At 43.8% G+C, this 17143-nt stretch carries 14 protein-coding genes; 3 read left to right on the top strand and 11 right to left on the bottom strand.

The window, feature by feature from the left end; genetic code table 11:
- Positions 1 to 152 precede the first annotated feature (152 nt).
- On the bottom strand, positions 153 to 1049 hold the full coding sequence (locus tag ACFRAM_RS17630; RefSeq protein ID WP_379466959.1) for an alpha/beta hydrolase: 897 nt from the start codon (positions 1047 to 1049) through the stop codon (positions 153 to 155).
- Between the two features lie 170 nt (positions 1050 to 1219).
- Between ACFRAM_RS17630 and ACFRAM_RS17625 the strand changes: the two genes are divergently transcribed.
- Positions 1220 to 1672 carry an Lrp/AsnC family transcriptional regulator gene (locus ACFRAM_RS17625; protein WP_379466958.1) on the top strand — a complete coding sequence of 151 codons (453 nt, stop codon included), beginning with the start codon at positions 1220 to 1222 and terminating at the stop codon, positions 1670 to 1672.
- A 102-nt stretch (positions 1673 to 1774) separates the two neighbouring features.
- On the opposite strand, the gene ACFRAM_RS17620 is transcribed toward ACFRAM_RS17625, so the two are convergent.
- The 9 genes from ACFRAM_RS17620 to ACFRAM_RS17580 form a co-directional block, all read right to left on the bottom strand.
- Positions 1775 to 3127 (bottom strand): MATE family efflux transporter, encoded by a 1353-nt coding sequence (locus ACFRAM_RS17620; RefSeq protein ID WP_379466957.1) that lies wholly within the window; start codon positions 3125 to 3127, stop codon positions 1775 to 1777.
- 49 nt (positions 3128 to 3176) lie between these two features.
- Positions 3177 to 3863: a MarR family winged helix-turn-helix transcriptional regulator gene (locus ACFRAM_RS17615; RefSeq protein ID WP_379466956.1), complete on the bottom strand. Its 687-nt coding sequence runs from the start codon at positions 3861 to 3863 to the stop codon at positions 3177 to 3179.
- Positions 3864 to 4120: 257 nt separating this feature from the next.
- Positions 4121 to 4591, bottom strand: a complete 471-nt coding sequence (locus tag ACFRAM_RS17610) for a PTS sugar transporter subunit IIA (RefSeq protein WP_379466955.1) — start codon at positions 4589 to 4591, stop codon at positions 4121 to 4123.
- Positions 4592 to 4630: 39 nt separating this feature from the next.
- Complete coding sequence (locus tag ACFRAM_RS17605) at positions 4631 to 6688, bottom strand: BglG family transcription antiterminator (protein WP_379466954.1); 2058 nt, start codon at positions 6686 to 6688, stop codon at positions 4631 to 4633.
- A 64-nt stretch (positions 6689 to 6752) separates the two neighbouring features.
- Complete coding sequence (gene hxlB / locus ACFRAM_RS17600) at positions 6753 to 7316, bottom strand: 6-phospho-3-hexuloisomerase (RefSeq protein ID WP_379466953.1); 564 nt, start codon at positions 7314 to 7316, stop codon at positions 6753 to 6755.
- 10 nt (positions 7317 to 7326) lie between these two features.
- Positions 7327 to 8379: a galactitol-1-phosphate 5-dehydrogenase gene (locus ACFRAM_RS17595; protein ID WP_379466952.1), complete on the bottom strand. Its 1053-nt coding sequence runs from the start codon at positions 8377 to 8379 to the stop codon at positions 7327 to 7329.
- Positions 8376 to 9041: a ribulose-phosphate 3-epimerase gene (rpe, locus tag ACFRAM_RS17590; RefSeq protein WP_379466951.1), complete on the bottom strand. Its 666-nt coding sequence runs from the start codon at positions 9039 to 9041 to the stop codon at positions 8376 to 8378. The genes ACFRAM_RS17595 and rpe overlap by 4 nt, the downstream gene beginning before the upstream one ends.
- A 23-nt stretch (positions 9042 to 9064) precedes the next feature.
- Positions 9065 to 10318 carry a PTS transporter subunit IIC gene (locus ACFRAM_RS17585; protein WP_379466950.1) on the bottom strand — a complete coding sequence of 418 codons (1254 nt, stop codon included), beginning with the start codon at positions 10316 to 10318 and terminating at the stop codon, positions 9065 to 9067.
- A gap of 18 nt (positions 10319 to 10336) precedes the next feature.
- Positions 10337 to 10636, bottom strand: a complete 300-nt coding sequence (locus ACFRAM_RS17580; RefSeq protein ID WP_066366598.1) for a PTS sugar transporter subunit IIB — start codon at positions 10634 to 10636, stop codon at positions 10337 to 10339.
- 504 nt (positions 10637 to 11140) lie between these two features.
- On the opposite strand from ACFRAM_RS17580, the gene ACFRAM_RS17575 reads away from it, so the two are divergent.
- Entirely contained in the window at positions 11141 to 12466 is a 1326-nt protein-coding gene (locus ACFRAM_RS17575; protein ID WP_379466949.1) for an epoxide hydrolase family protein, read from the top strand.
- A 102-nt stretch (positions 12467 to 12568) separates the two neighbouring features.
- Here ACFRAM_RS17575 and ACFRAM_RS17570 read toward each other — a convergent pair whose 3' ends face one another.
- Positions 12569 to 15865, bottom strand: a complete 3297-nt coding sequence (locus tag ACFRAM_RS17570) for a chitinase N-terminal domain-containing protein (protein WP_379466948.1) — start codon at positions 15863 to 15865, stop codon at positions 12569 to 12571.
- A 214-nt stretch (positions 15866 to 16079) separates the two neighbouring features.
- On the opposite strand from ACFRAM_RS17570, the gene ACFRAM_RS17565 reads away from it, so the two are divergent.
- Positions 16080 to 17072, top strand: a complete 993-nt coding sequence (locus ACFRAM_RS17565) for an arsenic resistance protein (protein ID WP_379466947.1) — start codon at positions 16080 to 16082, stop codon at positions 17070 to 17072.
- The last annotated feature ends 71 nt before the right edge of the window (positions 17073 to 17143 follow it).

The raw sequence follows: 17143 nt of genomic DNA, 5'->3' as shown, positions 1-17143 counted from the left end.
ATTCTGGAAAAACCTGCGAATGTCAATGTAATTATTAACCAATGGTTATTATCCTGAGTTGTTCGCAAGCTTCAATTCGCTTTTTTCGTGCACTAAACCAAAAAGAAACCCCAGGTTTTGAATCACCTGAGGTTCTTGAAACTCTGATTTATTTATTGTTTTGTGTACAGCTCTTCCATGAAAGCCCCTGCACTATCTACTCCTTCTCTGGCCTCTTCCAGGAAAGAGTGACAGAAGATCCAGTTATGGAACATAGCCGGCCAAGATCTGAAACGGATATCGACGCCCGCCAATGCTGCACGTGTCACAAAAGTTAAGGACTCGCTTAACATAACTTCAGCTTCTCCGACCATGACGTAGATTGGGGGCAATCCCCTCAAATCGCCGTGAATCGGCGAGGCATACGGAACTGTCGGTGAGACACCATTTAAATAATTATCAGCTAATTGTTGAATGGCTGCCTTTGTATTAATCGGGTCTACTCCCTCTCTGGTGGTATACGTCTCCCCGGTTAGTCCTAAATCAATCCATGGGGAGATCATGATCCCACCTGCCGGCAATGGTGTCCCGGTATCACGGATGTACATTAAAAGGGCTGCCGTAAGGTTCCCCCCTGCGGATTCACCAGCAATAATAATATTTTTGGGATGATATCCTTGGTCCAGTAACCAACTGTAAGCTTTCATCGCATCTTCAATCGGAGCAGGGAAAGGATGTTCCGGGGCCAGACGATAATTTATAGTCAATGTACGTGCCTGAGCCGCTCTTCCTATTTCGCTGGATTCACTTCGATGTGAATTAATACTTCCCATCATATACCCGCCGCCATGCAAATATAATAGCACACGTTCTTCGCTGGACTCGGGGAAGAATTGCCATTCCCCCTGCATTCCATAAATGTCTACCTCTTCTGTTATTAAATCACTCGCTACCGGCAGTGAGCCCCACATCTGTTCTTCTGTAATTTTACGAACCTCATCTACGGACGCTGAATAACTTGGCAGATTATCTTTAAATAGACGATGTGCTTTTAACAATGACTCTTTCATAACATTACTCCTATCTGAATTTTAGTGTATTGATACTTGATTGATACAAGTTTATTATAATAATGAATATGAATAATTTGCATAGCGCAATCGATGAATTATAGCCAATTTGCTAAGGAATACTTTGAATTATAGATACTTCACTTTTAGTTTAAAAGGAGCTAGTTGTAATGGATCAAATAGACAAGCAAATTCTGTTTTATCTTCAGGAACAGGGAAGAATTTCGATGACAGAGCTCGGCAAATATGTGGGCCTATCCCAGCCTGCGGTATCGGAGCGAGTTAGACGAATGGAGGAAAAAGGGGTTATTGAGGGTTATCGGACAGTCCTTTCACCTGAGAAAATAGGCAAAAACGCTGCAGCATACATGCTTATGCGAACTAGGGACTGTTCTGCATTTCTTGATTTCGCCCGTACATCCCCTTATATAAAAGAGTGTCATCGGATCAGTGGTGATTACAATTATTTATTAAAAGTCGTGACTGACTCTACGTCTTCCATTGAAGAGTTTGGTAAACAGTGTGATAAATACGGAACTTATACCATTCAGATCATTATGTCGTCACCGATCGAGCATCTGCCTCTCATCTATTCACTTGAAGAAGTTGCAGAAACGGAATGAGTTTCTTATGAAGGTTTAGTATCTCCCGTCTATATAACAAAAAAAGGCAGGATCTGGGGATGCCCTTAACCTGTCTTTTTGTATGTTCTTTGCTTTCTTTTTCTATTGTGCTAAAGCTTCCAAGTCTGGCTGCAATTTGTTTCGCAGAACATACAACATGAAGGCACCAACAAGGAATGCTACAGCATCCGAAATAACAAGCGACCAGATCACCCCGTGAAATCCGTTCATTTGATTGGCGATATAGAGCACTGGAATCAGCGTAAGTCCTTGAATAATTGACATAATGAACGCGGCGGTTCCTTGCGCAGTGGCTTGGAAGATCCCTGTGAACAACGACGTCATTCCTGTAATGAACAAGGATAAGAACGTCACATGCAGAATGTAGCTGCCCATTTCAATTAATAGCGGGTCATTGGTAAACAAACCGATTAAGTGGTCGGAAATCAGATAGACGATGATGCCGAACACGACAGCCAACGCCACTATCGTTTTAATCGTAAATCCAATGGTATGCTTCATACGCAATTTGTTCGCTGCAAAAGTGAAGGCAATAAGCGGCACGACACCCTCACATAATCCCATCAGAATAAACTCAGGAAATTGCAATAAACGTGATGAAATACCGAAGGCTGCTACGGCCTGATCCCCATATTCAATAAGATAATGGTTAAAGATGAGTGACATTGCTCCCATAAAGACACTCATGATAAAAATGGGAATTCCGATTTTGAGTACATTGCTCAGAATCTCCTTGGTAGCCTTGAACCATTTTACGGAGAGGGTAAAGAATTGGCTCTTATATCTGATATGGAAAGCGTAGAATGCACTCGCAACCAAGTTGGAAATGACTGTAGCAGACGCAACGCCGATCACATCCCAATGGAACACGAAGATCACTAATGCATCGAGGATAATATTCACGACGACACTGAGAATCATACCGACCATTGATGTGATGGCTGCTCCCTCTGAACGTACGATATTCTCCAGCGTGAAGAATAATACGATGAATGGTGAACCGATTAACATGATCGTGACATAGTCCTTCGTAAATCCAAAGGAGTCAGGTGTTGCTCCCAGGCTATGAACGATTGGTTCAATTAACGGGAAGCCGGCAGCCATCAAGATTATACCGAGAATCAAGCTGCTGTAAAAAGCGAATGAAGACACATGCTTTACATCCTCATATCGCTTCTCTCCCAGCAAACGGGAGATGAATGTACCGCTACCGACGCCAATCAAGTTGCCTAGCGCCATAATGATCGCGAATAACGGTAAGGTTAGCGCCAGTGCGGTTAACATGGCAGTATTGCCGAGTGTACCAAGGAAGTAGGCATTCAAGATAGAGTATATAACACTCATTGATGTGCCTAGCATCATCGGTATAGCGAAGTGAGCGACGGCTTTAGCGACCGGGGCTTTTTCAAAGTAATGGAGGTTTTCTGCATCCATAGGGTTCACCACTATCTTTATTTATTTGAACTTGGTGGAAATGTTCTGCTTACTTATCCTCCGGGTCTTGTGAGTTGTCAGTCGAAGCATTTCTATCGTCTCTGGAGGGCCAGCCGAATCCGCGCATGTCGCTACCGCGTCCATCCCGTCCAAACCCGGGGAATCTTCCGCCAAAGCGCTCGTCCCCAGAATTTCTCCACTCTCTGCCCATCTGTTCGCGCATGGCCATTAATCGATCAAATTCCTCTGTTCCCATACGCTCCCGCGCAGCCTTCATCCATATCGCCATGATGTCACGTTCTTCTTCGGTTCCAAGCTCCTCCTCTAAGGCGGCTATGACGCGGGTGAGATATTCCCCGAAAGTAGCCTGCTCTTCTGGTGACAGACCAGAAAAGATGTTACCACCGTCTATCTCCTGCTCTTCTTCCTTTTGTCCTTTTTCCGTCAAGTAAATCAAAATAATACGTTTGTCTGTTTCTGAAGGTCTACGTGTGATATATTCCGCTTTCTCCAATTTTGCAAGTAGCTCATTGAGGGATGATACGCGGATGTCCAGCATATAGGACAAATCCTTTGTGCTGATCCCGTCTTTCATCCGGAGAAACGCCAGAATCCTGCCTTGCCCGCGTGATGTGTCTGCCATAGGACCAACAGCGGCGTGGGTTTTAAATTGTTTCCTTTGCAGCAGCCATTGCAGTTTCGCCAGCTTTTCGTATAGTTCGGTATTCATGTCCATAATAAATCCTCCTTGATTGGGTTTGGTTGTTTTGTTTACGGTACCTGTTAATCAATGTAACGGTACCTGTTGGTTTGTATTATAACGGTACCTGTTGAACATGTCAAAGCTTTTCTTACAGGTACCGTTAATATGTTGATATACTCTTTTATAAAAAAGAAAATCACGCTTCAGATCTATCACAAAACACCCGCAAACAGAAGGCGTTCCTTCGTGTTAGCGGGTGTTTTGTCGTATGCTTTATCGATGTGTTTCTATTAGAGCAACTTCAAGAGGATTGCCTCGATCTCAGAAGGTTTAGTAGCATTCTTAAAACTATTTATAAACTCTTCTTCTTGAAACAATCTGGTCAGATTCTTTAAAAATGAGATGTGCATCTTAGGGTTTTTAACCACAAGTACCATTACGATTTCTGCGTTGACAGTTTCATCGCCCCCCATATCTTGGAACTCTACGCTATGATCTAAAACTGCCACACCAATCGTAGTTTCATTAACGAATTTTTTATCGGTATGAGGAATAGCTATTCCAATAGTCCCCATATTTATTCCGGTCGGATACTCACTTTCGCGTTGAAGTAAGGATTCTGTATATCCTTGTTTGGCATATTGTTTCTCTTCGATCTTCCTTCCAAAGCTTTTGATAAGCTCTTCCTTCGAATCATAGCGTGCGTTCAACTGGATCAAGTCGTGATCAAATATGAGTCCGTTTATCGTTTTTTCGCTCATAAAAATTACTCCCTTTTTATTGAATCTAAATAGCCAGTCCTAATCCGAACCATATTTTGTGATGATGTTATGGATATCGCTTGGGGTTTGGGCACGAATAATAGCTTCGCAATCTTCCCTACTTTCAACAAGTTTCATTAATTGCACTAATGCCCTTAAGTGCTGTTGTTTATCAACAGCGGCTATAATAACAACAATTTGAATTGGTCGATTTTTGGCGAATTCAACGCCTTGCTCTAAACGAAGCAAACTCATGGATACTTCATTCACACCACTTTCCGGTTTATCATGAGGAATTGCCACATATGGACTAATAATGATATACGGGTCTTCCATATCATAATGCTGGATCATAGCTTCTACATAAGAAGGTTTAATGCTCCCATTAAGTAGCAACGGTAGTGCGCCTAATCGTACTGCCTCCTCCCAAGAAGATACTGAAGGAAGCAATGTAATATTCTCTGGCATAATTAGTTCATGCAAATTTGTTTTTTGTAATTCCGGTTGTGATTTGAACGACAACGAGTGCTGGTTGGTAAAGTAATGTTGCAATTCTTTTGCAAGAAGTTTACGGTTCTGGATGATTGCATACTTCTCAACGATCTCTAAAATATTTTTTAGGCTTAATTCTGATGGGGTGAATCCGTGTAACGATTCCATCACTTGCTTACGCAGAGAGCTTTTTTCTTCGTTTTGAAGTATGGGTTTGACAATAAATAATCGTTTGTTTGTTTGCAGATATACGGAAGAAAAAACAATGTCATATTCCAAATCATACGTCTTGAATTCCCTCACAGATAAGGAATCCAGAAAAATGAATTCAGGGAATAGATCATTCAATGTAATCAGCAAAAGTTTAGAAATGGATACTCCATTCGTACAAACGACTACTGCTTTTGTTTTACTTAGAATGCTGTCTCCTTGCTTGGTTAACCAGCCGCCAATAAGCATCGTTAAATAGGTGCATTCACTATCTGGAATATCACAACCAATGAATTCAGCCAAAGGTAATGCAGATTTTTTTACCAGGTGATGCAATTCAATGAATTCACTGTTAATGGTTTCTTGCAGTGGATTCGTAATCGTGAGTTTGTATTTAATGCGATAATATGCAGGCTTTATATGCTGCATCATCATATGCAATAATTGCTTTTTGTCTTGCAAGAGAATACAGGACATTTGCTCAAATAGCTCCAGCATTTTTTCCAATGCCTGATTTAAATCCGTTACGAGATCTTCCTCTAAACGCTCCGACGAGGAAACATTTGTGGTAAGAATTTGGAGGGTTATGAATAATCTTTCCTCGGTCGGTATATATGCAAAGTCGGTTAGTAGTTCTTGAACCGCTTGATATTCCTTGGTATCCGACAATTCCTCATAGTTAATATGAAAGGAGTTAATGGTTTTTCCAAGTTTGATTCTTCGCAGTAAGATCAGTAGGATATGTGGCAATGTTGTCATCTTATCATCTGTAAATTTCAAGTTCAGATGGGTTTCAATCTTTTCAAGACGTTCATGAATCAGTTGTACTTCTTCTTCAGTGATCTCGGCTAATTGTTGAACCCATGTTTCCCCGTTGTACATGTGATGAATTTTGTTGACGACATCTATCAATAACTTTCTTTTTTGAAATTCAAGACCCTCAATGGAGTATCCGAAACGCCGGGAGTAACGGATAATGAGATCATACGGTTCGACTATGCTTTGCGCCATTTTCAAATCATTGAGTATAGTATTTTTGCTTACATATATGGAACTGGTAAAATGAATCAATGATAGTTCTTCACAACGGCTCAAGAGCATTAGAATAATAAGTTCGACTCGCTCTGCTTCAGAAAAAATGTATTTTTTTGTTGAGGGCTTGTTCACTTCATCAGGGACAGCAGAGAAGAGAGTGGCATCTACAATAAAGTCACCTTGTTGATTACGTTCGATTTTTGGCAGATGTTGACCCTCTAACCAGTCATTGATCTTTTCTAAGCTGTAACTAATTTGCCTTCGGCTCAGCCCGTACTTTACTTCCAGGTTCTTACTCTTCACACTTGGGTTTGATAACAATTCTTGCAACAAGCTACTGCTTCGATCATCAAGCTGCATGGCTCTCTTCCCTCCTTCCTTGTTAATCATAATATTGACAGATCCAGAGGATTTGATAAAAGGCTTATTCCAGATTGGCATGCCTTAATTTCATATCATCATGAGTTACATTAAATGAAACTACCCATTCTAATACAATCGCATCATACAAGAGGAGACTTAATTGTTCAAATGCCGATCCCATCGGCTGAACAGATGATTCCATTGCATTGGTGTCCGTTTCTTTATTGTCAACTTTGATCACAAGCAGATAATCAGCAAGTTTACCCAAAGTGGACTGCGAATTTGTTGTATTAAGAATTACCGTTGCCCCGGATTGCTTTGCTTTCTTGGCATTTACAATGAGACCTGCGGTCTCTCCAGAACCAGAACCGATAAATAAAACATCTCCTGCCTGTATGCTTGGAGTCGTTATATCTCCAACAACATACACCGTCTTACCCAAGTGAAGCAGTCGATTAGCAAACGCACGGATCGCTAAACCAGATCTGCCTGAGCCAGCAAGGAAAATTCGCTTTGTGTTGTACAGGGCAATCAAGATTTGCTCACTCTCAGCAACGTTCATTAAGGTAGTGCCTGTTTCCAATTCACTCAAAATGACTCCCATTTGTTTCGCTAAAGTATTCATAGATTCACCTTCAGCTTTCTGGATACATGATTACTTTGCCGATAAGTTCTTTTCTTTCCATTAATCGCTCGAACATTTCCGGACTCTCTTCAAGTGGTATTCGATGTGTAATCATTTTTTTAGTATTTAATCTGTTATTGTGCATAAAGTGAACCGTCGTTGCCCATTCTTTACCTGGGAATGGTGCAGATACACAACTCCATGACCCCCATACGGTTAGCTCACTTCTTAGGATTTTTTCAAAATAAAATCTTTCCATCGCAACATCTGCATAAGGGATACCCAGGAATACAACGCCGCCGCCTTTTTTGGCGTAACCAAACACAGTTGCTGCTGTATTTGGCGTTCCGGCTGCTTCAACTACAATATCTGCATTCATGCCATCCGTATACTCAGCAACTTTTATCAGAACATCTTCATTTAGAGAGTTAATTGTATAATCAGCGCCTAAGTCCTTGGCAATTTGAAGTTTTTCATCATCAATATCAACCGCAATTACTTTTTTCGCACCAAAAATTTTTGCCCATTGAACTGCAAACAACCCAATGGTTCCCCCCGCTCCAACAATGACTACATCATCGCCAACCGATAGATTGGTCCGATAATACCCATGTAAAACTACAGTAGATGGTTCTACCATTGAAGCAGAATCGAAATCTAAATCATCAGGTACTTTAACTAGATTCTTCTCTGGGAGTTTAATGAATTCAGCAAATCCACCAGGTTCCTTAGCACCTATGGCATGCAATGAATTCGCTCTAGCTGGTTGACCTGCCCGGTAATAATAATCGTCTTCATCTATTAGTGCCGGACATCCAGCAACATGATCTCCGACTTTCAGATTTGTTACTTCATCGCCAACTTGTTCTACTACACCTGCAAATTCATGTCCCCATATTTGACCAGGTGTGTGTGCACCTAATTTTTTATAACGAGAGATGTCAGATCCACAAATACCACATGCTTTTATTTTTACAATGACATCTTTTCCATCCAGTAATTGGGGTTTTTCCGCTTCTTCAAAACGCAGATCTCTTACACCATACAGTTTTAATGATTTCATTTTCTCTCTTCCTTTCTCTCTCCATGTTCTAGACTCTTCAAATTCTTCACATGTGCTTTGTCATTAGCAAATAAGTAAGAACCGATAACAATCAAAGAGGCGCCTGCTTCAATACATTGACTGGCTATACTCTCATCGACTCCACCATCAACCTCAATCTGAATCCTCCGGTCACCTATCAGTACTTTCAGTTCTCTTATTCTATCAATCGTTTCTTCTATGAAAACTTGATTAGGTCTTCCAGGATTGATCGACATAATTAGAATATAGTCAATAATGTTTAGGAAAGGTTTCAGTAAGGAAGTGTCCGTCCCAGGGTTAATGACGATCCCTGCTTTCCTACCATTTTGCTTAATCTGATCAATGACATAGCGAATATGAGGCGTTGATTCATAGTGTACCGATATCATTTCTGCTCCAGTCTCCAACACGCTCGCTATGTGCTGCTCTGGGGCCGACACCATCATGTGAACATCCAATTTCATATTCACTTGTTTTTTTAAGTTTTTAATTTGCTCTGGGCCAAATGCGATATGAGGAACGAAATTTCCATCCATCATATCTACATGAAGCACTCGAAATCCTTCTTCATATAACACATCGCATTCACTTTTCAAGTTCATCAAATCTGCAGCAAACAATGAAGGCAAAATTAAAGTCATGATCGTTTCCTCTTCCCTAATTCCTAGTTAACTAAAGTGCTTACCCAATAAATAATTAAGCTCCAAAAACCAGTAAATGTAACATCTGTCCCTAAACCGTCTAACTTAACACCTGCACTAGTAAGCATTTGTGTTGCACCTGGTGCAACCAATCCTGCCAGATAGAATGTGATAATACAAAATACGACTGTCGATACAATCGAACGGAATAGATTTCCTTTGCTTGCTAGAGTACACATTACGGAGATATAGGTTACAGACATTAACAGTCCGATTGGAAAGAATTGAACGCCAGGCAGAATGAGTGCCATCAACATCACAAGTGGAATAGACACAACTGTAGTTGTAATCGTAGTTGGATCACCCAAGCCTAATGAGATATCCATTCCTACATTGAGCTTGGAGTCCGTTCCCATGCGTTTAACCATAAAGTCTCTGGCTGATTTCCCGATTGGAGACAGTCCATCCATCATCACTCCAACAACTTTAGGCATTAATACCATTACTCCGGCTATTCCCGTAGCCATAGTTACGATCTCCGCAATTGGTCTTTTAGTGATCGCCCCTAGAACTACACCAACAATAAATCCAATAATAACGGGATCGCCAAGAACGCCTATTTTTTTATTAATTTTGTTTAGTGAAAACTCCAATTTATTCAAACCGGGAATGAAATCAATGATTTTATTTACCAGCCAGGCAATCGGATATCCCCAAGCTGAATAAATGAGCGTTGTATTCGTTGTACCTTCTAAACCAAAGTATTCTTGCCATTTTGCAGCAATCAGATCGCCTACAAATAAAGCAATAACAGACATTACCAATGTAATTACCAAGCCGATCCAGAAATTGTCAAAAAGGAAGTAGGCTAAAGCCCCTGGAATCAAAAAATGCATGTAGTTCCATATATCAACATTTAATGTTTTAGTCCATTTAAGTCGAACTAATACTAAATTAATAATTAAACCAAGCGGAATTGCTAATGCTGCAAATGGGGGCACCCAAGAAGCAGCGCCTACAGCAGGCCATCCAATATCCGCGATCGTAAATCCAGAACCAATCTTCGCATAATAATCGACTGCTGGTTTTAACGAAGAATTAAGTAAGCCAACTACTAATGTTAATCCTAAGAAACCTACCCCAACTAATAACCCAGATTTGATAGCGTTCCCAAATTTCATTCGAAAGACTAAGCCAAGTAAGGTTATTATTAACGGCAAAATAGCAGTGGCACCCATATCGGTGATAGATTTTATAATATTATGCAAAGTATCCATTATGATTTACCACCTTAACTATTTTTTTAGATCCGTAAGTTTTTCAAGCAACTGAGTTTTCAGGTTTTCTTCATTAATTCCGGTTACAAATCCCATAATGTTCAGATGTGGCTTTTCATCAGTTTTGAAGTTATTTGTGGTTAGAACAATATCTACGTTGTCAATGATATTCGGTAGCTCCGCCATACTCGTTTTAATGATATTGTAGTTTGCAATACCTGCTTCCTGTAGTACTACTTTCACTGCATCTGCTGCAATCGTTGAAGTGGCTACCCCGCTCCCACAAGCTACGACGATTTCAATTTTTGAGTTTGACATGTTAATTCCTCCAGATAAATTAATATGAGTTCTAAATCCATTCCAATGTGGTTTGATAAAATCCTTCTTCAGCTATATTGCAACTTTCAGGTTATTGTTTTGTCTCTTGTCACCTTCAATTCAAATTTATTTTGTCTTACTTTATGATCCCTTGTATCCAGCAGGATTAACTAAGTTCTTGCTGTGGATTCATAATAACATGACAAATTTGATTGTTGAATTCGTTTACATCCCACTTTTTAGACAACTAGTTGTACAAAAAAGTGATGAAATCCATTTGCACCCCTAAATTTTCCATACTCTATGTAGAATGTGGCTGATTTGGGCCCCGCTAATAACGAGTGGTATTGTCACCTGTCGTAAAGCCAGCTCTGATTTCTTCTCATCCCTTGATGTTCTAATTGTTCATCTGTTTCCTATGAGAACATGGAATAAGAATTGCTATTCGGAGGAACCTAACGGAGGGGTAACCAATAAAGCTTTCCGAATGGAGCGTTTCTACTTATGAGCAGCAGATACTGGTTTCGTGTGACAATGATTCTGATTCTATCCATGGGTTTGATGGGCTGGGGTACGAATTTCAAAGCAAGCAGCGGGAAAATAACTCCCCAACATTACATAGCTAGTCAAACGGAGTTATTGAAGGAAACTACAGACAGGAACGCGATTACTCCGTTTCAAGTGAAGTTCCCGGAATCAGATCTTACCGAATTACGCAAGCGTATACTTGCGACAAAATGGCCTGAGAAGGAAACAGTAGCTGATCAATCACAAGGCGTGCAGTTGGCGACGATTCAGGAACTCGCGCGTTATTGGTCTTCGGATTACGACTGGCGTAAGGTCGAGGCGAAGTTAAATGCCCTGCCGCAGTTCAAGACCGAGATCGATGGTGAGGACATTCACTTCATCCACGTTCGGTCGAAGCATAAAGACGCTTTGCCGCTCATCATTACGCACGGTTGGCCCGGTTCGATCATCGAGCTACTAAAGGTTATCGATCCGCTCACTAATCCTACGGCACATGGCGGAAAGGCATCAGATGCTTTCCATCTGGTCATCCCGTCAATTCCAGGGTATGGGTTCTCGGGCAAGCCGACTACGACTGGCTGGGGACCTGAACGCATCGCAAGTGCCTGGGCAGAGCTCATGGAGCGCCTTGGATATACGAAATATGTGGCGCAAGGCGGTGACTGGGGGGCGATAATTACGGATATGATGGCTGTGCAGAAGCCCAAAGGATTGCTCGGTATTCACTCTAACATGCCTGGTACGGTTCCATCCGACATTGAAAAGGCGCTCAAGTCTGGCGGTCCGATGCCTTCCGGCCTCTCAGAAGACGAAAAGCGTGCATACAAGCAGTTAGAGTACGTATATAATCACATCGGCTATGCTGAAATGATGGGAACACGGCCACAGACGTTGACCGGACTGGCAGATTCGCCCGTTGGTTTGGCCGCCTTTATGCTCGACCATGACGCAAAAAGTCTGGAGCTGATCTCACAGGCCTTTGCCGGACACCCCGGTGGCCTTTCGCGCGATGATGTTCTCGACAACATCACCCTTTACTGGCTGACGAACACGGCGATTTCTTCGGCTCGTCTCTACTGGGAGAACAAGCTCTCCTTTTTTGGAGTCAAGGGCGTCGAGATCCCGGTTGCCGTGAGCGTTTTTCCAGATGAGCTTTATCAGGCCCCGCGAAGTTGGGCACAGCGCGCATATCCCAAACTCATGTATTACAACAAGCTCGACAAGGGCGGACACTTCGCGGCTTGGGAACAGCCAGAGCTGTTCACTGCAGAACTCCGCGCCGCATTCAAGTCATTACGTTAGCCGGAACCGGTGGAATTAACCGATAAATATTCTCCAATGTATAAAGAAGAGCAGCCGGATATGGCTGCCCTTCTTTATTAACGTCATGATTAGTTCATCTACTTAACTGTTGACCGTTACCTTGATTGTATCACTAACGGTCACTCCTGCTGCGTTGACGAGCTCGGCATGATACTCGTACAATCCGGGTTCACGGCCGTTGATGGTCGTCTCAGCGCTCTGCGCCGATTGCGCGTTCGGTTTCAGCGCCTGCGTGTCGATAAGCTTACCGTTCTCGTACAGACGGTACTCGGTAGCATTGGTACCCCACCACAGGTTCATCGTGACCTTATATTCGCCATCACTATCCCAATTGTCATGGGTCAATACTGGTTTGCCCGGGGCGGCGTCGCGAATAGTGATTGTGAGCGTATTGCTCTTGGTTGTGCCATATTTGTTGGTCAGCTCTGCGGTGTACACATACGTGCCGTTTGGCTTACCGTTAAGCTCTGTGCTTGTGGTCTGGGCCGATGGAGAAACATCCTTCAGCGACTTGCTGTCGATCAGCACGTCGTTCTCATAGAGCTTGTAGCTGGTGCCATTGTTGCCCCACCAGAGATTCATGGTGACGGTATAATTGCCGTCACTGAGTCCGCTGGCATAGCCGCTATTCGAAGACAGTACCGCTTGTCCGGGCTTGCCTGTAGCCAGCGAAGTACCGCTCGTAACCTGAAAGGAATAGCTCTTCTCCGCTTTGTTACCAGCGGCGTCGGTTACAACGTATCCAACCGTATGGGCTCCTGCGCCCAGATCGGCAGCGTTCACGGGTTGGCCTTCGGCCATCGTCCGTCCATCCAGCAGAAGCTGCTTGGAAGCAACTCCGGATAGGGAATCAGAAGCGGTCAATTCAAATTGAAGCTGCGCCCCCTCCTCCACATCTCCGACTGTATGCCCGGACTCCGTCAATACTGCGGTCGGCGGAGTCGTGTCGATATTAAAGCTAAGTGTCTTGATTTCTTCCGCCTTGCCCTTGCCAGACAACGCATAGTAAGTCAGCGTATGCTGTCCATCTTCCTTCACAACCACTGGCAAGCTATACACCTTGTCCGTTTTATCATTCAGTGCGTAATGGATGGTGGCCGTAGCAGGGTCAGCCGTCAGGGTAATCTCAACGGGCTGATTCAGCCAGCCAGAAGCACCCGGCTGGGACGACAGCATTGCAGTCGTTACCGGAACGTTCTCCTCATTTACAATAATGAAGTCCTCGAGATTTCTCGGCTTGAGCTGATAGGCACCTTTAAAAATCGCGGCAACACCCGTAATATCCAACTTCTGCCCTTCCGTATATGGGAAGCTGCTCTGTGTAATTCCTGTCCGGGCATCTACTCGCACGTGATTGCTTGTCCCATCTGCGGCGATAGCGTCGAACTCAAAAGAACCACTCGGAGCCGCGCTCACGATGTTGCTTACCGTCACACCCGTAAGCTTGAGCAGTTGACCTTGATTAGCATCGTTCACCACTGTTGCCGAGATCGGCAGCGGGAGTGCTGCCGTTCCTGTCTTCGCAATCTGCACTACGTCGGACAGCTCCAGCTCTGTAATATACAGAGTAGTGGGCGCCGTCACCTTAACCTTATCACCGATATGAAAGCCGCTCTGGCTCTGAAAGACATACAGTCCGCCAGTCTCATCCTGCAAGTAAAAACTCTGACCGCCGAATATACCCGGCTCAGTCGTCACGGTTCCTTCCACAGTCACCAGTGTTCCTGTGGCCTTGTTCCGGGCTTCGCCGATGGAGATTGTGGCCGGAATCGGATCTTTCTCGACAGGGAGCGGTTCGGCCGGAACGTTGCCCAGCGTCACTGCTTCGGTTGTCAGGTTGGTGCTATTAAGGCGAAGTCGCAGGTTCGAAGCAGCCGTCGTGCCTGGCTTGATCTGTACCGTCAGATCCTTGTAGGCATGGCCGTTCAGATCGGCAGTCAGGCTGAAAGAGGCGCTGTAGCCGTAGCTGCTCGGCCAGGTACCATCGTTGTTCTGAATCTTAGCAATCTGGGTACCCCCGCTTACCTGGTAGATACCTACCTGGAAGCCGGATACTGTAGTACCAGGTGGTAAATTATCCGCAATCACTCGAATCTGAAAATCCTGCGCATTCGGTAATACGGCCTGGTGCGTGAATTTGTACACCGCGTTCGCGCTAGTTGTTGGTCCGCCGTAGGAGCCGGCCTTGAACGTACTACGATCATACCATTTGTAACCGGCGTTCGGCTCGGCCCATGGCTCAGGCTTTGGCTCGGTGGATAGTGCTGGCTCTTCAAATGGCAGCAACGCTGTCGGCTGATCCAGTGTCAGGCCGCTGACCTGGGTGAAATCTGTATAGCTCTCTTTTTTGGCTAGCCAGTTAACAGTATTCACCAGCAGCTTGCCATCGTCCACTTCTTTGAAGCCGTCGTAAGTTGTTTTCTTAGCGCCGGTATCCTCACGAAGGTATTTTGGCGTCGCATCCTCTACTGGGGAAGAGTCACCAATGAAGGCTGCCTTGCCGGCCCCTTTTTTGGCAACTGCCACATATGGACCTTCCGCTACTCCGCCGCCGCTATAGACGCCTTGGTCCACGGCATTAGGCCAAGCTGCACTCGTTTGTGGCAAGTACACGATGCCCTTGGCCCGGTTCGGGTCCAGGATGGCGATCGTGGAACCTGCATGCATCGCTACGGCCGACACTCCTGTCGTGATGCCGAAGGCCTGATTAGGAGGGACAATATTGGTTGCATTGATGTCGCCGAGGGCGTTGTAGCGGAACCGAACGCCGAACTCATTTGCCAGCCAGTCGGAACTGACTACACCCTGCATTGCATCGGAAGCGGCCTCTACGGCGCTCATGCCTTTGGCCGGGTTGTCCCACGCTCCGCGGCGGTATCCGTTGAACGCCTCGGAACCGTCCCAGCGGTTTTTGTTGCGGTCTGCGTTGTAATGATCAGCGATGAAGAATATGCTACCGCCATTCTGCACGTATTGCGCCATTGCCTGCTGTTCACTGGCTTTGTATGGCACGTTGGCCTCGGCTGTGATGAAGACGTCATAAGCGGATAGATCGCTTAAAGTAATCGGCGTTGTCTTACGAAGCTCTTTGACATAATAACCATTCTGCGCAAGTGCGTTACCGAAATCGGAAAAAGCGCCGTCAATCACCCAGTCGGCTGCGCCCGCAGTCTGCTCATGGGTATTGTCGAACAAAATCTTTTTGCCCGCATTCTCATTGACTACTTTGGCTTCAATGAACGGCGCAGGGTCGGTTGGTCCCTCAGCATATACCGCCGGACCGGCTCCAAATGCGAATAACTGCATTGGAACGGCTACCGCCGCTGCGAACATGCCTTTGATCAGCTTCTTTTTCCAATCTGAATGACTCTTCTTCATCCCCATCCTCCTTCAGTGATAGAACGGCAGGTCTTGCCAGAATTAACCACCTGCTTGTCGTCTACTATCCTATCGCCAAAGAATTAGGAGGAACATAGATTTATGTAAACTTATGTAAATAAATCTTTTGGCCTATGTATCGAGTACTACAAAATAAGTTTACCCCTTCACTCTTTGTTAGTATAATTTTCTTAATGGTTGAAAGGAGAATGAAATGTTAACAAGAGAAAGACTTGAACATCAACAAATTTGGCTGTATGTAATTGCTCTAATTATTGGTGGAATTATAGGATTGACTAACCCTCAGGCTGGTTCATTGCTTCATTTTACGATCTCACCAATTCTTGCGATTCTTCTGTATAGCATGTTTGCCCAAATCCCATTTCTTCAACTACGAGATTCGCTTTCCAACGGAAGATTCATTGGGGCTTTATTGGTCACTAATTTTGTGATTGTCCCAATCGTAGTATGGATATTAACTCAGATCTTCCCCCAGTCCCCTCCAATCTTAGTCGGAATTTACTTGGTACTGTTAACGCCATGTATTGACTACGTAATCGTATTTACACAACTGGGACGTGGCAATGAAAAGCTTATGCTAGCAGCGACTCCTATCTTATTCGTTGTCCAAATGATTTTGCTTCCTTTCTATTTGTGGTTATTTATTGGAGATGAAGCAGCTAAAATTGTGAAGGTTGGACCTTTTGTCGAAGCATTCTTGTTTCTAATTGTTATCCCTCTATTTCTGGCAATTATGACGCAACTGTGGGCCAAAAATAAAACAAGTGGAGAAAGAGCACTTAATTTATCAGCTTGGTTACCCGTTCCGTTCATGGCACTAGCCTTAATTGTTGTAGTTGCCTCTCAAATCGAGAAGGTTGTCAACGATTTTGATGTTATTCTAAATGTCCTTCCAATTTATATTGTATTTCTTATTGTGATGCCAATGTTATCACGCATGATTGCGGCATGGTTCCGTCTGGATGTTGGGGCAGGCAGAGCGCTTATTTTCAGTTCAGGAACTCGAAATTCGCTCGTAGTTCTCCCTTTGGCATTATCTTTACCCGGGGAATGGGCTACCATAGCAGCGGCAGTTATTGTAACTCAGACTATTGTGGAACTTGTAGGTGAGTTGATTTACATACGGATCGTTCCTGCATTCATTTTGCGGGATAATGAGCATGAACATAGCAAAAGCAGCCTATAATGGGCTGCCTTTTTTTTGTATTGAATATGTTATTGAACTTCTCAAATTTTCTATTTAAACAGTTCACTTCA

The organism is Paenibacillus sp. NPDC056722 (genome assembly GCF_042790635.1).
GTDB lineage: Bacteria > Bacillota > Bacilli > Paenibacillales > Paenibacillaceae > Paenibacillus_AQ > Paenibacillus_AQ agri.
The sequence above is the reverse complement of the archived record's forward strand: the minus strand, read 5'-3'. Positions and strand labels throughout refer to the sequence as shown.

What these genes read in the sequence shown, in the direction of transcription:
- ACFRAM_RS17630 (WP_379466959.1), bottom strand. Translation starts at nt 1,049, where the DNA reads ATGAAAGAGTCATTGTTAAAAGCACATCGTCTATTTAAAGATAATCTG.
- ACFRAM_RS17625 (WP_379466958.1), top strand. Translation starts at nt 1,220, where the DNA reads ATGGATCAAATAGACAAGCAAATTCTGTTTTATCTTCAGGAACAGGGA.
- ACFRAM_RS17620 (WP_379466957.1), bottom strand. Translation starts at nt 3,127, where the DNA reads ATGGATGCAGAAAACCTCCATTACTTTGAAAAAGCCCCGGTCGCTAAA.
- ACFRAM_RS17615 (WP_379466956.1), bottom strand. Translation starts at nt 3,863, where the DNA reads ATGGACATGAATACCGAACTATACGAAAAGCTGGCGAAACTGCAATGG.
- ACFRAM_RS17610 (WP_379466955.1), bottom strand. Translation starts at nt 4,591, where the DNA reads ATGAGCGAAAAAACGATAAACGGACTCATATTTGATCACGACTTGATC.
- ACFRAM_RS17605 (WP_379466954.1), bottom strand. Translation starts at nt 6,688, where the DNA reads ATGCAGCTTGATGATCGAAGCAGTAGCTTGTTGCAAGAATTGTTATCA.
- hxlB (WP_379466953.1), bottom strand. Translation starts at nt 7,316, where the DNA reads ATGAATACTTTAGCGAAACAAATGGGAGTCATTTTGAGTGAATTGGAA.
- ACFRAM_RS17595 (WP_379466952.1), bottom strand. Translation starts at nt 8,379, where the DNA reads ATGAAATCATTAAAACTGTATGGTGTAAGAGATCTGCGTTTTGAAGAA.
- rpe (WP_379466951.1), bottom strand. Translation starts at nt 9,041, where the DNA reads ATGACTTTAATTTTGCCTTCATTGTTTGCTGCAGATTTGATGAACTTG.
- ACFRAM_RS17585 (WP_379466950.1), bottom strand. Translation starts at nt 10,318, where the DNA reads ATGGATACTTTGCATAATATTATAAAATCTATCACCGATATGGGTGCC.
- ACFRAM_RS17580 (WP_066366598.1), bottom strand. Translation starts at nt 10,636, where the DNA reads ATGTCAAACTCAAAAATTGAAATCGTCGTAGCTTGTGGGAGCGGGGTA.
- ACFRAM_RS17575 (WP_379466949.1), top strand. Translation starts at nt 11,141, where the DNA reads ATGAGCAGCAGATACTGGTTTCGTGTGACAATGATTCTGATTCTATCC.
- ACFRAM_RS17570 (WP_379466948.1), bottom strand. Translation starts at nt 15,865, where the DNA reads ATGAAGAAGAGTCATTCAGATTGGAAAAAGAAGCTGATCAAAGGCATG.
- ACFRAM_RS17565 (WP_379466947.1), top strand. Translation starts at nt 16,080, where the DNA reads ATGTTAACAAGAGAAAGACTTGAACATCAACAAATTTGGCTGTATGTA.